The following is a 15,536-nucleotide window of genomic DNA, read 5'->3' as shown; positions in this document are numbered from 1 at the left end:
TAAGCGCATACAGGAAGAAAAGCCTTGGCATAACTATGTCGCGGACGCTTCTACGGGCTTTACGTCTCACCGGATGATAGACGATCAAGCCCGCCAGAATGATCGTGACGATCACATCGAGAGTAAAGAAATACAGTTCCTGTTTGCCACGAAACTGCGTCCATTGGCGTTCGATAACAATTTTCGACTCCGAAGCCCCGGCCAGCATCGTCGCAGGGTCAACTTGTGACACCGCAGCACCTGGCAACAGCAGCATTAACAAAACGGTCACAAATGTGAGGGTCGTATTCAACTTGTCTTCCTTCCTGCTCACGTCAAAGGATTACGCTTCACCAAGGGCACATCGTGCCCCATTCAATTCAATCGCAACAGGCGAGATCAGGTAAAGAGATTACCGTGCATTCTTCGGACATCGCATCCGGACTGTGATACGAACGCTGATACAGGGATTTGGTCCAAGCGCGAGAAAAACCAATGTCAGAACACAAGCTGCTTCGGTCAAAACTAGCGTTATCACTGTGTTTCCCCAAGCTTGGAACACTGGCTTCTTTTGCAAGCGCGACTGTTGCATTTCTAGCATGGAGCGAGTTCGCCCATGCCGAGAGACCTGGCTTGACACTCATCGACTCCTTCAAGGTGGCGGATAAATCGGAAGGCTTCTCGGAGCCTTCCGGATTGTCTTTGTCCAACGCCGAAGGCTTCTTGTGGTCAGTAAGCGACGCTGAACCTAAACTGCACCTACTTGGAGTCGACGGGGATTTAGGAAACTCTTTCAAGTTACCAGCATTGGCGGGGTCAGATTTGGAGGGCGTCGCATCACGAAAAGATGGTTCTGTTTTGATGCTTCAGGAAACTGATCGATCAATCCTAGTCGTTCACCCAACTAACCCCCTTCAACTGACGACAATACCTCTCGCATCTCTTAAAGGTTACCCGACCGCCGCTGAATTACTCGTCGGCAACCCTTTGAACAAGGGACCCGAAGGCATCGCCGTTGACCCAGAATCCGGGCGGGTTTTCTTAGTTATCGAAGGACAGCCGCGGCTGTTGTTGATGTTGTCACCAGAGCTAACTGAGATTGAGGAAATCCTCCCTCTGGATCGCGAATCTGGTTTTGTGTCTGATCGCGTGAATGACGATGAACTGGATTTGAGCGGCTTAGCATGGTCCCCGTCCTCACGTTCTCTTTGGATTGTGAGCGACAAAGGCCGTCAAATCTTCGTCTACAATCCAGAATCCAAGTCAGTAAGGTCTATCAGTTTGACGTTCACAGTAGATGGAAAACAAAAAGAAATTAAACATCCAGAAGGGATCGCTCTCGATGAGACCAGAGGGCTTCTCTATATCCTGACAGACGATGCCAAGAAATCGCGGCTTTATGTTTTTGAGCAACCGGAGTTGTGAGGACTGTCCTGCTAATTATCTACTCTAGCTGGTTAGAAAGCGGGATTGTTTTATGAGCGCCGTCGTATGTGCGGCGCATTAAGTAAATTTGCGCTCTGTTCACTGTGTTTCTTAAAAACATCACACATCAATATATTCGAATGGCGTAAGGTTCACACATGCGAACGACGTAATAGCATTAGACTTCTACAGGCTCAGTCACCTAAAGGTTGTCAAAAATGCGCGTATTCAGCTCGATTGTTTTTGCGATCATTTGCACTCTTGTGGCAACTGCATCAGTTCCTAGAAGTAGCATTGCCCAAACTTGGGACATTGCATCACAGCACTCGGTCAGCGGCGTAACGGTGTATGATACGGATGAGCTGCTAACTTTTGCCGGTCAATTGGCCTTCAATCGGTCAGGGCGCATCACAGCGGTGGAAGTCGCATCAACGATCACTCAGATATACCGGGAAGACGGTTACTTCTTGGCTGAGGCCTGGCCTGGTCCCGACGGGCAGAGCATTGTTGTTGATGAAGGGCGTATTCAAACCATCGAAATTGAAGGCGTGGATACGCGTACTTTCCAGACACTAGAGAAGATTTTTCAGCCTCTCACCACCTCCTACCCCATAACACTGAAACGATTTGAGCGGGCTGTCATGCTGGCCGAGGATTTACCTGACTTGGAATTGTCGACCGAACTTGACTATCCAGATCAGGCCGGCGCGCGGCTGAGAGTATTGGGAGAACCTCTGCGCAAGCAAGCAGGCAGCGCGACACTCGACAACCCTCCGCGAGAGCTTGGAGAAGCGCTCAGTTTCTATGTCGTACAAGAGTTTTATTCAACGCTGACCGTCGGGGATTTGCTGCGATTTGAGGGTTCAGGCAACTACAATTGGGACAAAGACGATGAACACTCTTTATGGGGCGCTCTTACCTATCGCACACCGCTGAACAGCAATGGTCTATACGGTGAGATTTTCTACGGGAACATAAACGCAAAACGTGACCTCTCAGGGAGCTTTGCGAGAACAGATATAGACGGCGAGAACTTCACCATTGCGATGGGTTACCCCGTGATCCGAGATGTAGCCCGATATGGATATTTTCTGCTGGATTATCGCCTTTCAAAAGCGGACTCAGTCAGTGGCGGCGTTCCACTGTCCAGTGACGCAAGTGTCGTTGGCCTTACATATCTTTACGGACAAAACTATTCAAAAGGACAAGCTCTGGAAGCGGGATTCACCTTATCTTTTGGCGACAATGAAAATGAAACGACAGACGCGAATTTTGACGACGGGGACTCTTCATTCTGGCATCTAAGGGGCGGCATCGGATACGAAAGCCCGCTAACAGGTTTGGCGCCCAACACAGCTTGGCGCACCGAGATCTGGGGGCAGTACACAACAGACCGGCTGCCCTCAGTCGAAGAGTACTTCCTTGGTGATCGTTATGCTTTGCGCGGATATCGTTTTGACGAAGTGGATGGTGATTCCGGGATTTCCGCGATTTTCGAGGTGTCTCATTCCTACTTCCCCGGTTCCCAGAGCATACATCGCTTAACGCCCTTTGCCTTTTTCGACGTGGGTTACATCTCGAACAATGACCCTGCGAGTTTTGAAGTTGACAATGCTACACTGGCATCCACAGGTCTGGGTTTGGACATCGAGTTCAAGCGAAATTTATTCCTGTCCGGATACGTCGGTGTCCCTTTGAGAGACGGCCCTTTGACCGACTCTGGAGATCCTGGCGCGTATCTTGCTCTGACAACAAGTTGGTGAGGATGTTATGAAACTGAACCGAATTGCTGTACTTACCGCAACTTGTCTAATTGCGGAACTGGCCGCTACTCAGGTCTTTGCCCGCGGAAATCACTACGGGTGGTGCCGAGGCGTAGGGAACCCACACCAGTCGAGCCAAGGGTGCGGGCAGGCTGGTGGGCAAGGAGCAGGTAATCAAGTTACTGGCCCAACTCAGCCGGTGGCAAATCAGTTGCCGCCTAAGGGAACGCAGCAAACGCCCACGTCCGTTACTGTTCCAGTCCTTGCGCCGGGCGCGGTCCCGAACGCAATTCCCAATCAGGTTCCTATTGCGACACCAATAGCGGTTCCTGGTCAGGTTCCCACGCCGGTAGTAGCGCCGACCCTAACTCCGCCTTTGGCACCAAACGCGACACCAAACCGGGTTCCGACAGCCGTTCCCAATCAGGTTCCACCATTGGCTACCGGTCCTACCGCGGTGCCGTCGCAAGTTCCGACTGCAACTCCCAATCAAGTTCCGATAGCTATCCCTGGCCAGGTTCCGCCTCAACCTACCGGCCCAACAGCGGTGCCGCCACTTGTGCCCACCGCAACACCAAACCAAATACCAGTCGCAGTTCCTGGTCAGGTCCCACCTCAGCCCACCGGTCAAACTGCCGTGCCACCGCTCGTCCCGAACGCAACACCAAACCAGATTCCGGTCGCAGTACCCGGCCGTGTTCCGCAACCCAGCGGTAATACAGCGACACCACCGCTTGTCCCAACCGCAATCCCCAATCAGATTCCCACGGCGGTTCCTGGCCAGGTTCCACAGTTGACACCAAAACCTACCGCAACTCACGTGGCCGTCCCGGGACATCCGAAACCACAAGGCGTCGTGACAATCATGCGGCCCAAGCCGAGGCCGACAACCGGTACTGTCCAGCGACCTGGCACAACTCAAGTGACCCACCATTTAACCCACCAAAGCAATGCGAAGAAACACGATCACGTCGCAGCAACGCCTGGAAGGCACGACCCGCATGACCTACCAAGATTTCGCAACACGGCCGCCAAGGAAGACTGGGAATGCGTTGCCAGCGGATTTGGACAGCGCCGTTATGATGCTGGGCGAGGTGTATTGCTGAACAACGGAGCGTTACGGCACCTGGGAAACGTGGACGCAATGGCACGGGATGTGCCTGCAAGGCATCCAAAACATTCTGGATGCATTATTTCGGTCAAACGAAAGCAGCGCTGAAGCTCGCATGGTAGATTTTGCTCGGACAATGAGATTAGTCGACCAATAGTTCGTCAATTGTCATCTGGATAATTGGATTTCGTATTGCCCATTTTCCCTGGCGTTTACGTTGGCTGACGTAGCCCAAAAATGCTCTGTACCTAAATTTGCCTCAATTAGGCCAACAATCTAAAGTGCCGCACTTCCAATAAGAGCCTCCGACCATCTGGGACGGTCAGGTCGGGCAAGCGAAACTTTGAACGGCAACTTTGCAAAGTCAGCTTTCTGCGCATTGCTGAAGTTCCCAAGTCGGGATGTTGCGCGGCACCGAATTGGAGCTCGGTCCGCGATGCCGCAACCACAAAGTCTTGAATTGAACGTCCGGTTCGCGCCGCGAGTGCGGAAGTGTTTTCTCCACTTAGGATGGCTATGATAAAATGAGCGAATGGAGCCTGATCAGATCATTTCAATCTTCGCCGTGGGCATCGGTGTATTTGGTTTAGCAGCATGTTGGCTGACATGGCGAAACCTGCCCGAAGAGCCGAAAGCGGCTACAGACGAAGAAATTGAAAAAGTATTCTTAGATAAGACCAAGACTCGAGCAATTCTTGTTGACGACATCGAATATCAGAAAAGGATTCGAAAGGAATTCTCCGAAAACGACGACGAGTGACTTTTTCACCTTCCTTGTGACAGTGGGTCCTCAAGCCATCAAAGCCTTGGGGAGCACGCTCGATTTCGTTGCGCTCGATTCTATTCCTGAGACTGCGGAACCGACGAACGCTACTCGCATCAAGTGTTCTCAGGGTGTTTTTCCATGACGCTGCAAGTACGATTTCTGTGCGCATCAGGATCGGTCGATTCTTCACTTAGCGAAATCATGTGAGCTGGTATTCAAACTGCATGTTCGTAAAATGTTGATGGAAATAATTTATTATTTTCAAACTATTATAGGTCATATCTTTTGGCGCTTCAGTTTCCGTCTTGACGTGGGCGCAGGAATTGGACCAGCCTTAGCGTATGTCAAACGCACGCATCATCTGCCACCGAATATCGGCCTGAGGTCGATAGCCCACGCGAAACCCGTGGGAGGCAGCATTGGTATGCGGGCGGGGCTTATACCCCTGTGATAGCTCCAGATTAGAGTGCACGAGTCGGTTCGATTCCGACGCCTCCTACCATTTTCAAAGGAGGAAATTCTTGTGCCGGAAAGTAAGACACAGCATGAATTCGGTTGGCTTCCTAGGAACGCAACCCACCAACAAAACAATCAGGAATGTAAACAGCACCTGCGCGCAGCGGGACCAAGTCTCTGGTGGTCCATGTTCCGAGACTTGGTTGCGGACACAATCTGTGAATACAGGACCAAGTTGCCCCTGCATCACCGTCGAGAAACGGGAGGCAGTTATGTCCGTGATTGATTGGGATGACATCCATAACGGCGTCGTCAGTGAACTCGGAAAGGAGTGCCAGGGCTGGATCCGGATCGTCGAAGAAGCGCTTGAGCGCGTCAAGAAGCGCGCGATTGAGCAAAAAAGGCCTGCCCCCGAGGTTCATCAGATCAAGCAAAAGTTTGGCGAGCTGCGTATCTACTACAGCCGCGCGAACACCGACGGCTACCAGGATTCGGACATTGTGGCTGCGATCACTGAGGCCAATCGCAGTTGTGAGCGGTGCGGAAACAGCTGCCGGACGCAGGTCATCGATGCCTGGATCGTCAACATGTGCTGCTGGTGCATGCACCGCATGGTGGAAAACACCAGTGAGTCGAAGCCCAAGTTCAACATCCAACACCTGCCGGACGATCCACTCCGGTGTCAGAGTTGCGGCTACTTGGGGCAGATTGCCTGGACGGCAACCGGTCATCGGTGCCCGTGCTGCGTCTCCAAAGGACTTTAGAAATGGTGCTCACGAGACGGAAATGGGAAGACGCTGAAGTCAGACGACTCTCGGGGTTCGACTGGGAGTTTCAGGACGTTGTGCGCCGCGCTGTTGAAGTTGTTGGAGACAAGCGTGAATGGGACGAACTCAAGGCGCGCATTATCGACCAGCAGCCACCTGAAAACGCGTTCAAGGTCATCAAAAGCAGGGGCGCTGAAGCATCTATGTATGCCATTTCGGACGACACAGACTGGCGACAAACCGAGATCGACAAACTGAAAGAAGACGACCCGATCCCGACATCTTACGCGGCCGACGCAATCAACCAGATGCCCAGCATGGATGTGTGGCACCAGGTCGCTGAATTACTCGTCAAAAGCTACCAGACGAAGCTCGCAGAAGATGGTGGGTCTGATGAAGATCCCAATAAGCTCGACGCGCGTTACCTCATCGGCCAAAGCGACTTTGATTACCTGCCGCGCAATCTCAAAAACGAAATGCCAAAACACATCCAGGAGTTGGTTGAATGGAGCGGCCAGTTCGCGCGCCTCAAAGTTCCGGATCACCTTGAGAAGGTTCGCTTGCTGACGACAAGTTTCCCGCACTGCAAGCGGGCCATCGACGGCATTGCTCACGACATCGAATTGAATTGGGGAATGGGATCCGATGTCATCCGGTTCCGACCGACGCTTTTGGTTGGTTCTCCTGGTATCGGCAAAACCAAATTCTCGAGGGAGCTTTGCAAGGCACTTGGGCTATACGCCCAGTCTGCCAATGTGGGCGGTATTTCGGAAAATCATCTGTTCGGTTTGTCCGCGGGGTGGCATAGCGCCCATCCGGGCATTGTAACCCAGGCCGTCGCTTCGGCGCGCATTCTAAATCCCACCATTATCCTGGACGAGATCGACAAGACCCATGCAGGTAGAAACGGGGATATCCAGGGTGAACTCTTGGGTCTGTTGGAGCCCGAAGAAGCCAGGCGTTACCGGGAAAAATACCTGACCACTGAAGTCGATGCATCACATGTGAACTGGATCTTCACCGCAAACGTGCTTGACAAGATCTCGGCACCGCTGCGGAGCCGTTGCAAGGTCTATGAGATCCCGCAACCCACGCAAGAGCAGGTGCCTGCCATCATCAACAGTCTCGTCGGTGGATATGCGGCGGACCACGGTCTCAGGCGGGAGTTCTTCTCGCTTGATATCGGCGAGGTCGAAGCACTGGCTGACACGTACAAGGTGCATAAATCCATCCGCATTCTGGGGCGGCTGGTGCACGGATACCTCCATGAGAAATCGACAGAACTGCCGTCTGCATGATCTGCGCGACGAGGAAGCAGCTAAATTTGGTCTCCCGGCAATACAGATCGTGACGACATCAAAATTTAGAGGAGAAACCCATGACGACGACGAAGTCTGATACTGCAACCAAACCGCTCCAGTTCATGGTCTCGGAGGAAATGTTTGAGCATTTTGGCGCACTGGCCGTCCAGTTTGCAGGCCATGGGAAAGGAGCTAAAACCGCTCTCTTTCTCGAACTTATCGCCGTCTATGAGCGCACCCCAAAAAGCGAAAAAGCAAGAGTGGCTAAACTCGCAGGCGAGCTTCGTGAAGCTAAGGGGCAAGCGGAAGAACTGGCGGCGGAACTGGAACGGATGGTCCGTCGGCAAAATGTACTACTGGATCTGCTCGCGGAGCAAAAGGAGTAGGGAATTCTTGGCCATACTATGCGCACGGTCGAAGCTTTCGCTGGGATATTGGCCAATTATTGGAATGCACAGGTCATATGTTCCAGCCGCCCGCCAGAGTGGTGCAACTGCTCTGCATTGGTCAATTGAGGGGTCTAATTCGTCGTAACCTCAAGAACCAAGGTTAGCCTGAGTTAGCAAACGTTCTAGCGCATCAAGTTCACTTTCCAAGATGACTTCTGCTTGCTGAGGCGTGACGATATCCCCGCCGTCTCTTTGAAGTCCCATCCCAATCAAGCTAGCGTCATCGCGAAACCGCGCTAGCAAGTTCTTTAGGGCTTTTCTGTCGTTTGAAGTTACGTCCTGAATTACAAAGGATTTAGGTTTGCCATAGTGTTTGCCAGACGCGACCTCGATGAGAGTTGAAAAGTCTATGCCGGGCAATTGGCGCACCCCATTTACAATTAGATGCAGTCTGTGTTCCGCGCTTCGGCGTTTTTCCACTTCTTGGCGGAAGAATTGTTGAATTTCGATGGGTTTTACTTCCAGAAGGCGAGCTTCAATCGCGGATTCATGCGTAACCCCCTGCGGTTTCTTTTGCTCGTTGCACTCTGCCACGCGTTGCGACATGTATTCGTTGAGGCCTTTCTCTCTTGAGATTGTATTCCTAACAGGGCCTTGCCAATTCATGGCTTTGGCGAATATTTCAATATTGGTTTGATTGATCTCCTTACGGGAGAGGGATGCGGACGGATCTAAGACAATCTTGGCAGCCTCTCCACTCTCGATGGCATCAATTGCTTTTTCTAACCTGCCCAGTGTTCCCAGCCGCTTGTTTGGAAACTTGGACTCGAGAGCCTCTGATTTGAGCCGCAGCATGATCTGTTCGGACAACTTCCTTTCAATCATCTTCTCCGCCTTCCAGCCCAAGCATGGCCAGAATGCTATCTGGCAATTGTTGAGAACCGTCTTGCAATGCCGAGATCACATCTTCTTCTGTATTAGCCCGGTCAATTTTTGAAAGCAGCTTGCCGAATTGATCTAGACTTTTCTTCTCCACAACTTCGTTTGCATTCAGTAGAAAATGCCGGGTGTCTCCATTCATCCGCAATATTTCTAGAAGAATTTTGTCCCTGCTATCGCGAACACCTGTTGGGATATCGAGGTTACCACCCGGTATGAGATCGGAGGAATCAAGCACGTCTTGTAAGAGATTGAAATGATGTTCGTGCCGGATAACGGCGCTCAGTTCAGGCAGATTCGAAGGGAGATTTTTCGAATTTTCGTTATCATACAGCATTTGTATTGCAGACTTGATAGTCTGATACTCTGCCGCCCAGTCAGCAAACAGCTCTCCGCGAAACTCCAATTCTTGGTGCTTCCTAGACTCGATGTGGGCTGTAGGTTCATTGTTTCGACGAGCATTGCGGATCTCCGAGTTTATCCTAATTTCGGCGCGCGTACTTTCTCCAATTTCCCTCATGATGAGGTTTGCATTCATGATTAGGCCTCGGATGAACGCGGGCCCAGTTATCCGAAAGCGACAACGAGAACATGCCTTGGAGCGATGTACTCCCGTGCGGACAGTTCCCTTCGTTCGCCCACCTTGGCCGCAAACACCTCCAGGACAAATACCGTGGCTGAACACGGTCACGGCCTCTTTTCCGTTGGCGAGATTTGTTGCGCCTCTCAAGTTTTCTTGGGCCTTTGCAATACCTTCGTTCTCCTCCAGTGCAACGATCCCGCCTAGAGCGCGATTCAATGCTTGCTCTAATTCGTCCTCGGTCTCCGCAGATAGAATTTCCTTGTTAATTGACGCCAACACACGCTGATGCATGTCGCTGAGCACTTGATGCACTTTTGCGTGCTCAACCGCCTTGTAGTGCATTGTTATTGTCGGGGATCGATGTCCGACTAACATTTGAACAATAGACGGTGATACGCCTTGTTCCAGCAAGTTTGTCACTATCGAAACGCGGATAGAGTGGATGTCCCAAAGTGGTGCACCAACTTGGTCGAAAAACGAAAAATACACGTGATCGTCTCCCAGCAGATCTTTCTGCTGAGCGTTGTACAAAACCTCACAATGCCTCAGCAGGTACTTCCACCAAGTTACGACCTTTCCTCGAGATACTGCGCGTCCGTCGAAATACTTGGGATCCCTCATCAACGGAAAAATCAGTGGATAGAGATCTGCATCGTTTGTTCTCGTATTACTGTTCATCGCCAACACCGGTCGATCCAGCGGAGAATATTTTTCCTGAACCTTCTTCAAGAAAAGTAGGCGCTTTGCCAAGTTTTCAGGGAAAAAAGGGATTTCAAGCACCTTCATCGTTTTGTCTTTCAGAACTTTTAAAGACAAAACTTCTCTTCCTGGCTCTATCTCCAAAAGTTGTAAGAATCCGTTTTGAAGGTCGTGTGCCCGGTCTCTGGACTTATTCAAGCGCTTGGTTTTGGTTTGAATATCGACATAGTACCTGTCCGCTTGTCCGCTATCCAACCACCTAGCGGAATCGCTTCTAAGTCCAAACGTTAGAATGCAATCTAAAACGGCAGGAACGACTGGTACTAACTCGTCAATCGACTTGCCGTTGATGTGCCGCGTCGTAGTGGATTTGTTCGATGCCTTCCAATTTATGTATAAGGCGTATGGCTTGCCATCGTTTGAAGGCTTTGCATTTTCCGTAATAAGAACCTTAGCAATGTCAGGGGGAATTGCTCTGCGATGAGTGCCAAAAGTTGTGTTTCGGTTCTTCCAATCTACTCCAGGCCGAAAAGGGCTAGAACTTTCCTTTTCGTGCTCGTTAGACCATCGTAGGTACAACTGGTGCACTGGGCGCATAAAATAGAGCGGATCCATTCCGTTCCTAGCCAAGAACGCGGCGTAGGTAGCTTTTGTGATGTCCGAAGGGTCATTGATGTGGTGCTTTCGTTTCACATCTTGAAACCCGGTCGGCCTCTCTTCATCAGAAAGAGTGTGCAGGTAAGTAAGCCAGGCTACTCCAGCCGCATCGTAATCCGCTAAGCTCTTTCGCCCATGAATTGTACTGATTGTATCTTCCAGTAAACTGGCCCATTCGTGGATGTTTACGTTGAAGCCGTTCCCAGGAAACTTCAGCTGTGTTCGATGTTCGAACGTGTTTAACTGAACCTTGAATAGTGCTTTCGCCTTGACTGGGTGCTCTGTAAATAGCGCAAATGGGCGATGTTTCAGAACACTTGCAGATTGTCGCGCCGACCACGTTTTCTCCACCTCTGCTCGGATGCTATTAGGAACCTTATAAAATTCCATGCAGTCCCGACAGTATGCCCGCAAGCCGTGCACACTTGATGCCAAGAAAGTTCTCGCCAATTCAAGTGTTTGTGGTTTGAAACCCGGTTCAGAGCAATAGTTTGTACCAAAGTAGAGCGCGATCAGATCTGATTGTTTGAGGCGTCGCGAGACTTTTTTGGATTTAGCAGGAAACCTAGAAACGTCGGCTAGGGTGCAGTGAATTAATTCCTCGTAGATATGTTGGGGTAAGAACTTCGCAAGCAGCCTCGGACGCCATACGGATGTAAACAAAAAAGCAATTGATTTGGAGTGTGCGGCAACCTTTTCTATTGGCAATAGCAGGATCTGCCTCGACGCCAAATGAATAAGGAATGTTAGTGCGCCGCGCCGAGTAGCCCCAAACCCAGGGAGTGGCTTCCCCCTCCTTGAAGTTTCCGATTGTAAGTGATCTGTGAAGAGTTTTTGAAGCAGGGCGCTGACGCTCAAGTGCGAATTCGAATGAATGAACTTCCTGACAGGAGCAAAGTCGGCAGAAATCGAATTTTCCCAAATGCTTGAACCCAAACTGGCACGTGTCTTGCTGTCAACCAACACAGAGTTCATTAAAGATGAGAGCTCATGTTTGTTTAAGCAAAAAATCATGCTGTGAATGGAAATTCCGTGACCCCTCATAGGATAGTACTTGCTACCATCAGGTCTTTTACGAGAAGGCCAATTTCCGTTGGAAATCAACCACTCACGAAACACTTGCTTCTGCTTGACGTAAAGAAATTTGTAAGACTCTGAGTTGCCAGAGTCATCCATTGTGCCTGACAAAAAGAGTGGTGCACTTTTTCCGTGTTCTGCCTCAAACTTCGGAACATCAGCAGGAGTTCTGACCCGGGAAAGTGGATGTGAATGCACCGATGCTGGAGTGGATAGCAACGTTTCTGCAATCGCATCACGATACTGGTTTTCACAATCTTCCAGTTCGTCCAACAGCAGTTGCCGTGTGGTCTCCTTCAACAAGAGAATACGATCCGTACCATTCGCAAACCAACGGCCATTTTCAACATCTGAGAGCTTTTTCCGATCCGGGTGCATCTAGAAGTCCTTCACTGAATTGAGATTTTTTTATTCGGTTGAGAAGAATTGCAGCATCGCGGGCGTACGCATTTTGCGTGTTCAAGCTTTTGTCACCACGAACCTTTTGGATGTCCGAGGCATCCAATTCGATCAATTGTTCAGCGATCCATTTCGCTAGATGCCGAAGGCCTTGAATGTTGCGCCCATTTTTGTGGGGAGTGACTCCGGCACGTTTACATGCAGAAACCCAAGCGTCCTGAATTCTCCTCATGCGAAGTGGCTGACCGAGGCTGTCGCCCTTACCAAACAAGTTCACAAAAAAGTATGGATGGTGGTTGCTTGTACGATGCCGCAAATGAAAGGCCCGAATGACCTCCGCGCACTCATCGAATGCAACAGCGGCGTTGGGATGTAACCAAAATGTATCTGCGGTTAAGTGAGCCCCTCGCATGTCCATCGATTTCCAACCAGCCCGCAGACCTGCCTTACGCGGTAGCTGACTGCGGGGTATAAGACCGTATTTTTTCTTGAGGTATTCGCTTCGCGTGCAACCTTTCCTAAATCCCGGCTCCCCCAAATAGGTGCTGTCTTCCGGATGAGCCATTAGGATCAAAGTTTGATCTTCTGCTTTGCTTGAGCCAAAAAAGTCCTTTCTGCACGAGCCAGGTAGAATATCTTGCTGCCAAACGTTCAGGAATTCGCTGATCCGGTGAGATCCAAACGTTAAGGCAATCCAAAGTGCTCTAAACACTGGATTTGTTTCCAAGCGGATGATGTCGAGAGCTTCGTCGAGGGACGGGCAGGGGCGGTATTGACTAACGTACTGGATGGGCCGAACCCAAATCGGTACATCACGTATGAATGGATGGTGTTCCGCCCAATAGTCGCGTGCTCTTTTCAGGTGTGCGAACAGCCCGCCGTCATCATTGTTACGAATTAGTTTCCTTGAAATCTCTCCTGCCTCTGCGCGTCTGGAAACTAGATTTTCGACTTCTGCTGATTCTGTTGCTGTGTACTCGAAGTACTCAACTAGATATGCGAATTCGTTTGACGCGATCTGTTTTTTCACACCCTGCCAAGCAAGTTTGCTGAGTGGATTTGTTGGACCGACTTCGATTGTCCCTTCGATGCGCCAAAGAAGGTATGCTGAAATAGATTTTATTTTCTCCTCAATCGAAAACTGTTCGTTTCCACGAAATAGGTGAAAAAAGTTAAAGAACTGGACCAGAGTTGTGATCCGGGTCTCGACAGTGGGTAATTTGTGTCGTTGGACTAGAGAATTCGCCCAAAAAGCCGCGCTCTGGTCGATTTCGACTCCCCCGGCTTTCATTACGAAGACTATAGGCAAATGAGTAAAGCCGTCGCCATTGACACGCATCGTTACGGCTGTCGCAATAGGATGGTTCACTACATACCTCTACAACAACGAAGAATGCGGCAGAAAAGATGGAGCACTCTGCCAGAAGGTAAGGCTTTGGCGAGCGGCGGTTCGCTATTTTTGACGACCACAAGGTTCATTTGAACAGCCGGCCATCTAGAATTTTCGAATGAGAAACAGAGCATTGGCGAATTTGTACAGTTGATTGCTGTGGGTAAGGCTGTTTCGCACGCCGCGCTTTTTCAACTCTGAAATCGCACAATTATATTCATAAAAAAGAATGTGATTAGATACATGTTAATGTTGTTGACAGGTTTCAAAGAATAGAGCGAATTCCAATACTTTCGGTGGGCTTTTTATTCTTGTGCGGGCACGTAAGCCGCTTGCGAGTTTATCTGGTAGGTTGTTGTTGTAGGGTCACAATAATTTCGGCACCACGCACATTGAGTTTGGCGAAGCTGTATCAGTTGGCAGAATACGGAGCAAAATTTCTTAGCGTGACCTAAACTGATTTGCTCTCAAAAAGAGGGTGACCACCGCTTGAGCTATTTGAGGGCTCCGCGGCGGTCACCCTCTTTTGGGTGAAACCGCTGCGAAGTGATTGGCCGAAACTTTTGCATCCGACAGTCTAATCGAAAGTGTAACACTGCGCTGGCGTCAATGCTTCTTAGAAAGTGAGAGGCGTCACAAGTAATTGTTAATAAAACATAAAGATTAGAATTCGTTTTGCTGCTAAGGTTTCATTCGTGCGGTGGGGGTAAAAGGCTACGACACCAAGGTGATGCGCAAGGTCATTGCCCTGCGTAAACGCGACAAGGACGACATTGCCGAGGAAGAGGCGGTCCTTGAAATGTACAAAGAAGCGCTTGGCATGAGCTAAAGGCCCTTTGCAAACGCCCACACCTGGCGTTTGCCCATCCCTCAATACCTAGAGGGGCGCGTTGCGCGGGCTCAGAACCTGAATCCCGCTCATATTTGCCAACCGAGCTACGTCCTGTTCGTACAGCTCCGAGAATGCATCAACGATTTCTGCGTTCCATCCGGGAAGCTCAAGCTCCTCTTCAAGCCTGTCCGTTTCGGCGTGTTCCTCAAAAATGTGGAACAACTGGATCTGAAGGGCTTCAGGATCGTTGGCTTCAGTGTCCAAGGCTGCCTGCGCCAGAACTTGCCCCTCTGCAGTCAACAACGACAAGATCAGGTCATATTCTCCGGTCAGGGCTGCGGTTTCGGGTATCCCGCTGACTTGGCGCACAACATTGCCCCAGATGAGGGGGGTGTCTTCGTTGCACCAAAGCGTAATCTTCACATCCGGGGCGAGATCACGAATATCCTCGATCATGCCAATCCAGCTCAGACAGCTTAGATCTGTTGTGCGCAGAATCTCTTCCCGATCTGGGTCGGGCAGGGCCATCAGCAGTTTCGGGATGAAACTGCCCGGATTTCTAAGGGCGAAATACAGATTTATAGGTTCTTCTGGAAAGGCCTGCTGCAACAGCGCCATCCTGCGCCCGGCATCGGGATAAAGTTGGCCGTCGCGCAGAAGATTCCCCTGATCACCCACGAAATTGTCGTTCAGGAAAATGGCACGCTTGGTCGCCGCGTCCACAGGCAAGGCCAGTCGCATTTTCTTGATTGCGTCAGGTGACAGAGTTCGAATATCCGGCCCGCCGAAATTCGGTTTGAAATACTGACGATACCGACGAGGGCCAAAGAACCGCGCGCCACACTCGCTGAGCAACGCACCATTCGCCTGAAGCGACCTTTGCAGCCGCCCCTGATCCGTAAAAGCGGCTCCAGCGTGGATCGCAAACTGCATATCCGGCTCTCGTCCCTGCATCTTCTTGCCTCGTTTGTCGGGTTACAGGTTGCAACCCGCGCAGTCAAAC

General features: G+C 50.7%; 11 protein-coding genes, 1 tRNA gene and 1 pseudogene. 8 read left to right on the top strand and 5 right to left on the bottom strand.

Features of this window, described 5'->3' with window-relative positions; all coding sequences use genetic code 11:
* On the bottom strand, nucleotides 1-292 hold a 292-nt coding region (locus ACR0L1_RS06725), incomplete at its 3' end, for a hypothetical protein (protein ID WP_480857807.1).
* 320 nt (nucleotides 293-612) lie between these two features.
* Between ACR0L1_RS06725 and ACR0L1_RS06720 the strand changes: the two genes are divergently transcribed.
* The 7 genes from ACR0L1_RS06720 (at nucleotide 613) to ACR0L1_RS06690 (ending at nucleotide 7,954) form a co-directional block, all read left to right on the top strand.
* On the top strand, nucleotides 613-1,404 hold the full coding sequence (locus ACR0L1_RS06720; protein ID WP_480857805.1) for an SdiA-regulated domain-containing protein: 792 nt from the start codon (nucleotides 613-615) through the stop codon (nucleotides 1,402-1,404).
* Between the two features lie 218 nt (nucleotides 1,405-1,622).
* Nucleotides 1,623-3,167: a ShlB/FhaC/HecB family hemolysin secretion/activation protein gene (locus ACR0L1_RS06715; RefSeq protein WP_480857803.1), complete on the top strand. Its 1,545-nt coding sequence runs from the start codon at nucleotides 1,623-1,625 to the stop codon at nucleotides 3,165-3,167.
* A 1,643-nt stretch (nucleotides 3,168-4,810) separates the two neighbouring features.
* Nucleotides 4,811-5,038 carry a hypothetical protein gene (locus tag ACR0L1_RS06710; RefSeq protein ID WP_480857801.1) on the top strand — a complete coding sequence of 76 codons (228 nt, stop codon included), beginning with the start codon at nucleotides 4,811-4,813 and terminating at the stop codon, nucleotides 5,036-5,038.
* A gap of 414 nt (nucleotides 5,039-5,452) precedes the next feature.
* A tRNA-Ile gene (locus ACR0L1_RS06705) sits at nucleotides 5,453-5,546 on the top strand.
* Between the two features lie 226 nt (nucleotides 5,547-5,772).
* Nucleotides 5,773-6,264, top strand: coding sequence for a hypothetical protein (locus ACR0L1_RS06700; RefSeq protein ID WP_480857799.1), 492 nt, complete (start codon nucleotides 5,773-5,775; stop codon nucleotides 6,262-6,264).
* A 2-nt stretch (nucleotides 6,265-6,266) separates the two neighbouring features.
* Complete coding sequence (locus ACR0L1_RS06695) at nucleotides 6,267-7,565, top strand: AAA family ATPase (RefSeq protein ID WP_480857797.1); 1,299 nt, start codon at nucleotides 6,267-6,269, stop codon at nucleotides 7,563-7,565.
* An 80-nt stretch (nucleotides 7,566-7,645) separates the two neighbouring features.
* The gene (locus tag ACR0L1_RS06690; RefSeq protein WP_480857795.1) at nucleotides 7,646-7,954 is read left to right on the top strand and encodes a hypothetical protein; all 309 of its coding nucleotides are present in this window, start codon (nucleotides 7,646-7,648) and stop codon (nucleotides 7,952-7,954) included.
* 150 nt (nucleotides 7,955-8,104) lie between these two features.
* Here ACR0L1_RS06690 and ACR0L1_RS06685 read toward each other — a convergent pair whose 3' ends face one another.
* From ACR0L1_RS06685 to ACR0L1_RS06675, 3 genes are read right to left on the bottom strand one after another with little or no spacing between them, the layout of a single operon-like run.
* Nucleotides 8,105-8,842 carry a hypothetical protein gene (locus ACR0L1_RS06685; protein ID WP_480857793.1) on the bottom strand — a complete coding sequence of 246 codons (738 nt, stop codon included), beginning with the start codon at nucleotides 8,840-8,842 and terminating at the stop codon, nucleotides 8,105-8,107.
* The gene (locus ACR0L1_RS06680; RefSeq protein WP_480857791.1) at nucleotides 8,835-12,290 is read right to left on the bottom strand and encodes a tyrosine-type recombinase/integrase; all 3,456 of its coding nucleotides are present in this window, start codon (nucleotides 12,288-12,290) and stop codon (nucleotides 8,835-8,837) included. Before ACR0L1_RS06680 ends, ACR0L1_RS06685 begins: the two co-directional genes overlap by 8 nt.
* Nucleotides 12,256-13,680, bottom strand: a complete 1,425-nt coding sequence (locus ACR0L1_RS06675) for a hypothetical protein (protein ID WP_480857789.1) — start codon at nucleotides 13,678-13,680, stop codon at nucleotides 12,256-12,258. The genes ACR0L1_RS06680 and ACR0L1_RS06675 overlap by 35 nt, the downstream gene beginning before the upstream one ends.
* Nucleotides 13,681-14,410: 730 nt before the next feature.
* Between ACR0L1_RS06675 and ACR0L1_RS06670 the strand changes: the two are divergent.
* A pseudogene (locus ACR0L1_RS06670) lies at nucleotides 14,411-14,530 on the top strand (GapR family DNA-binding domain-containing protein); the annotation flags it as partial.
* 48 nt (nucleotides 14,531-14,578) lie between these two features.
* Here ACR0L1_RS06670 and ACR0L1_RS06665 read toward each other — a convergent pair.
* Nucleotides 14,579-15,487, bottom strand: coding sequence for a hypothetical protein (locus ACR0L1_RS06665; RefSeq protein ID WP_480857787.1), 909 nt, complete (start codon nucleotides 15,485-15,487; stop codon nucleotides 14,579-14,581).
* Nucleotides 15,488-15,536: the final 49 nt, after the last annotated feature.

Source organism: Ruegeria sp. J8, assembly GCF_056531925.1.
The sequence above is the reverse complement of the archived record's forward strand: the minus strand, read 5'-3'. Positions and strand labels throughout refer to the sequence as shown.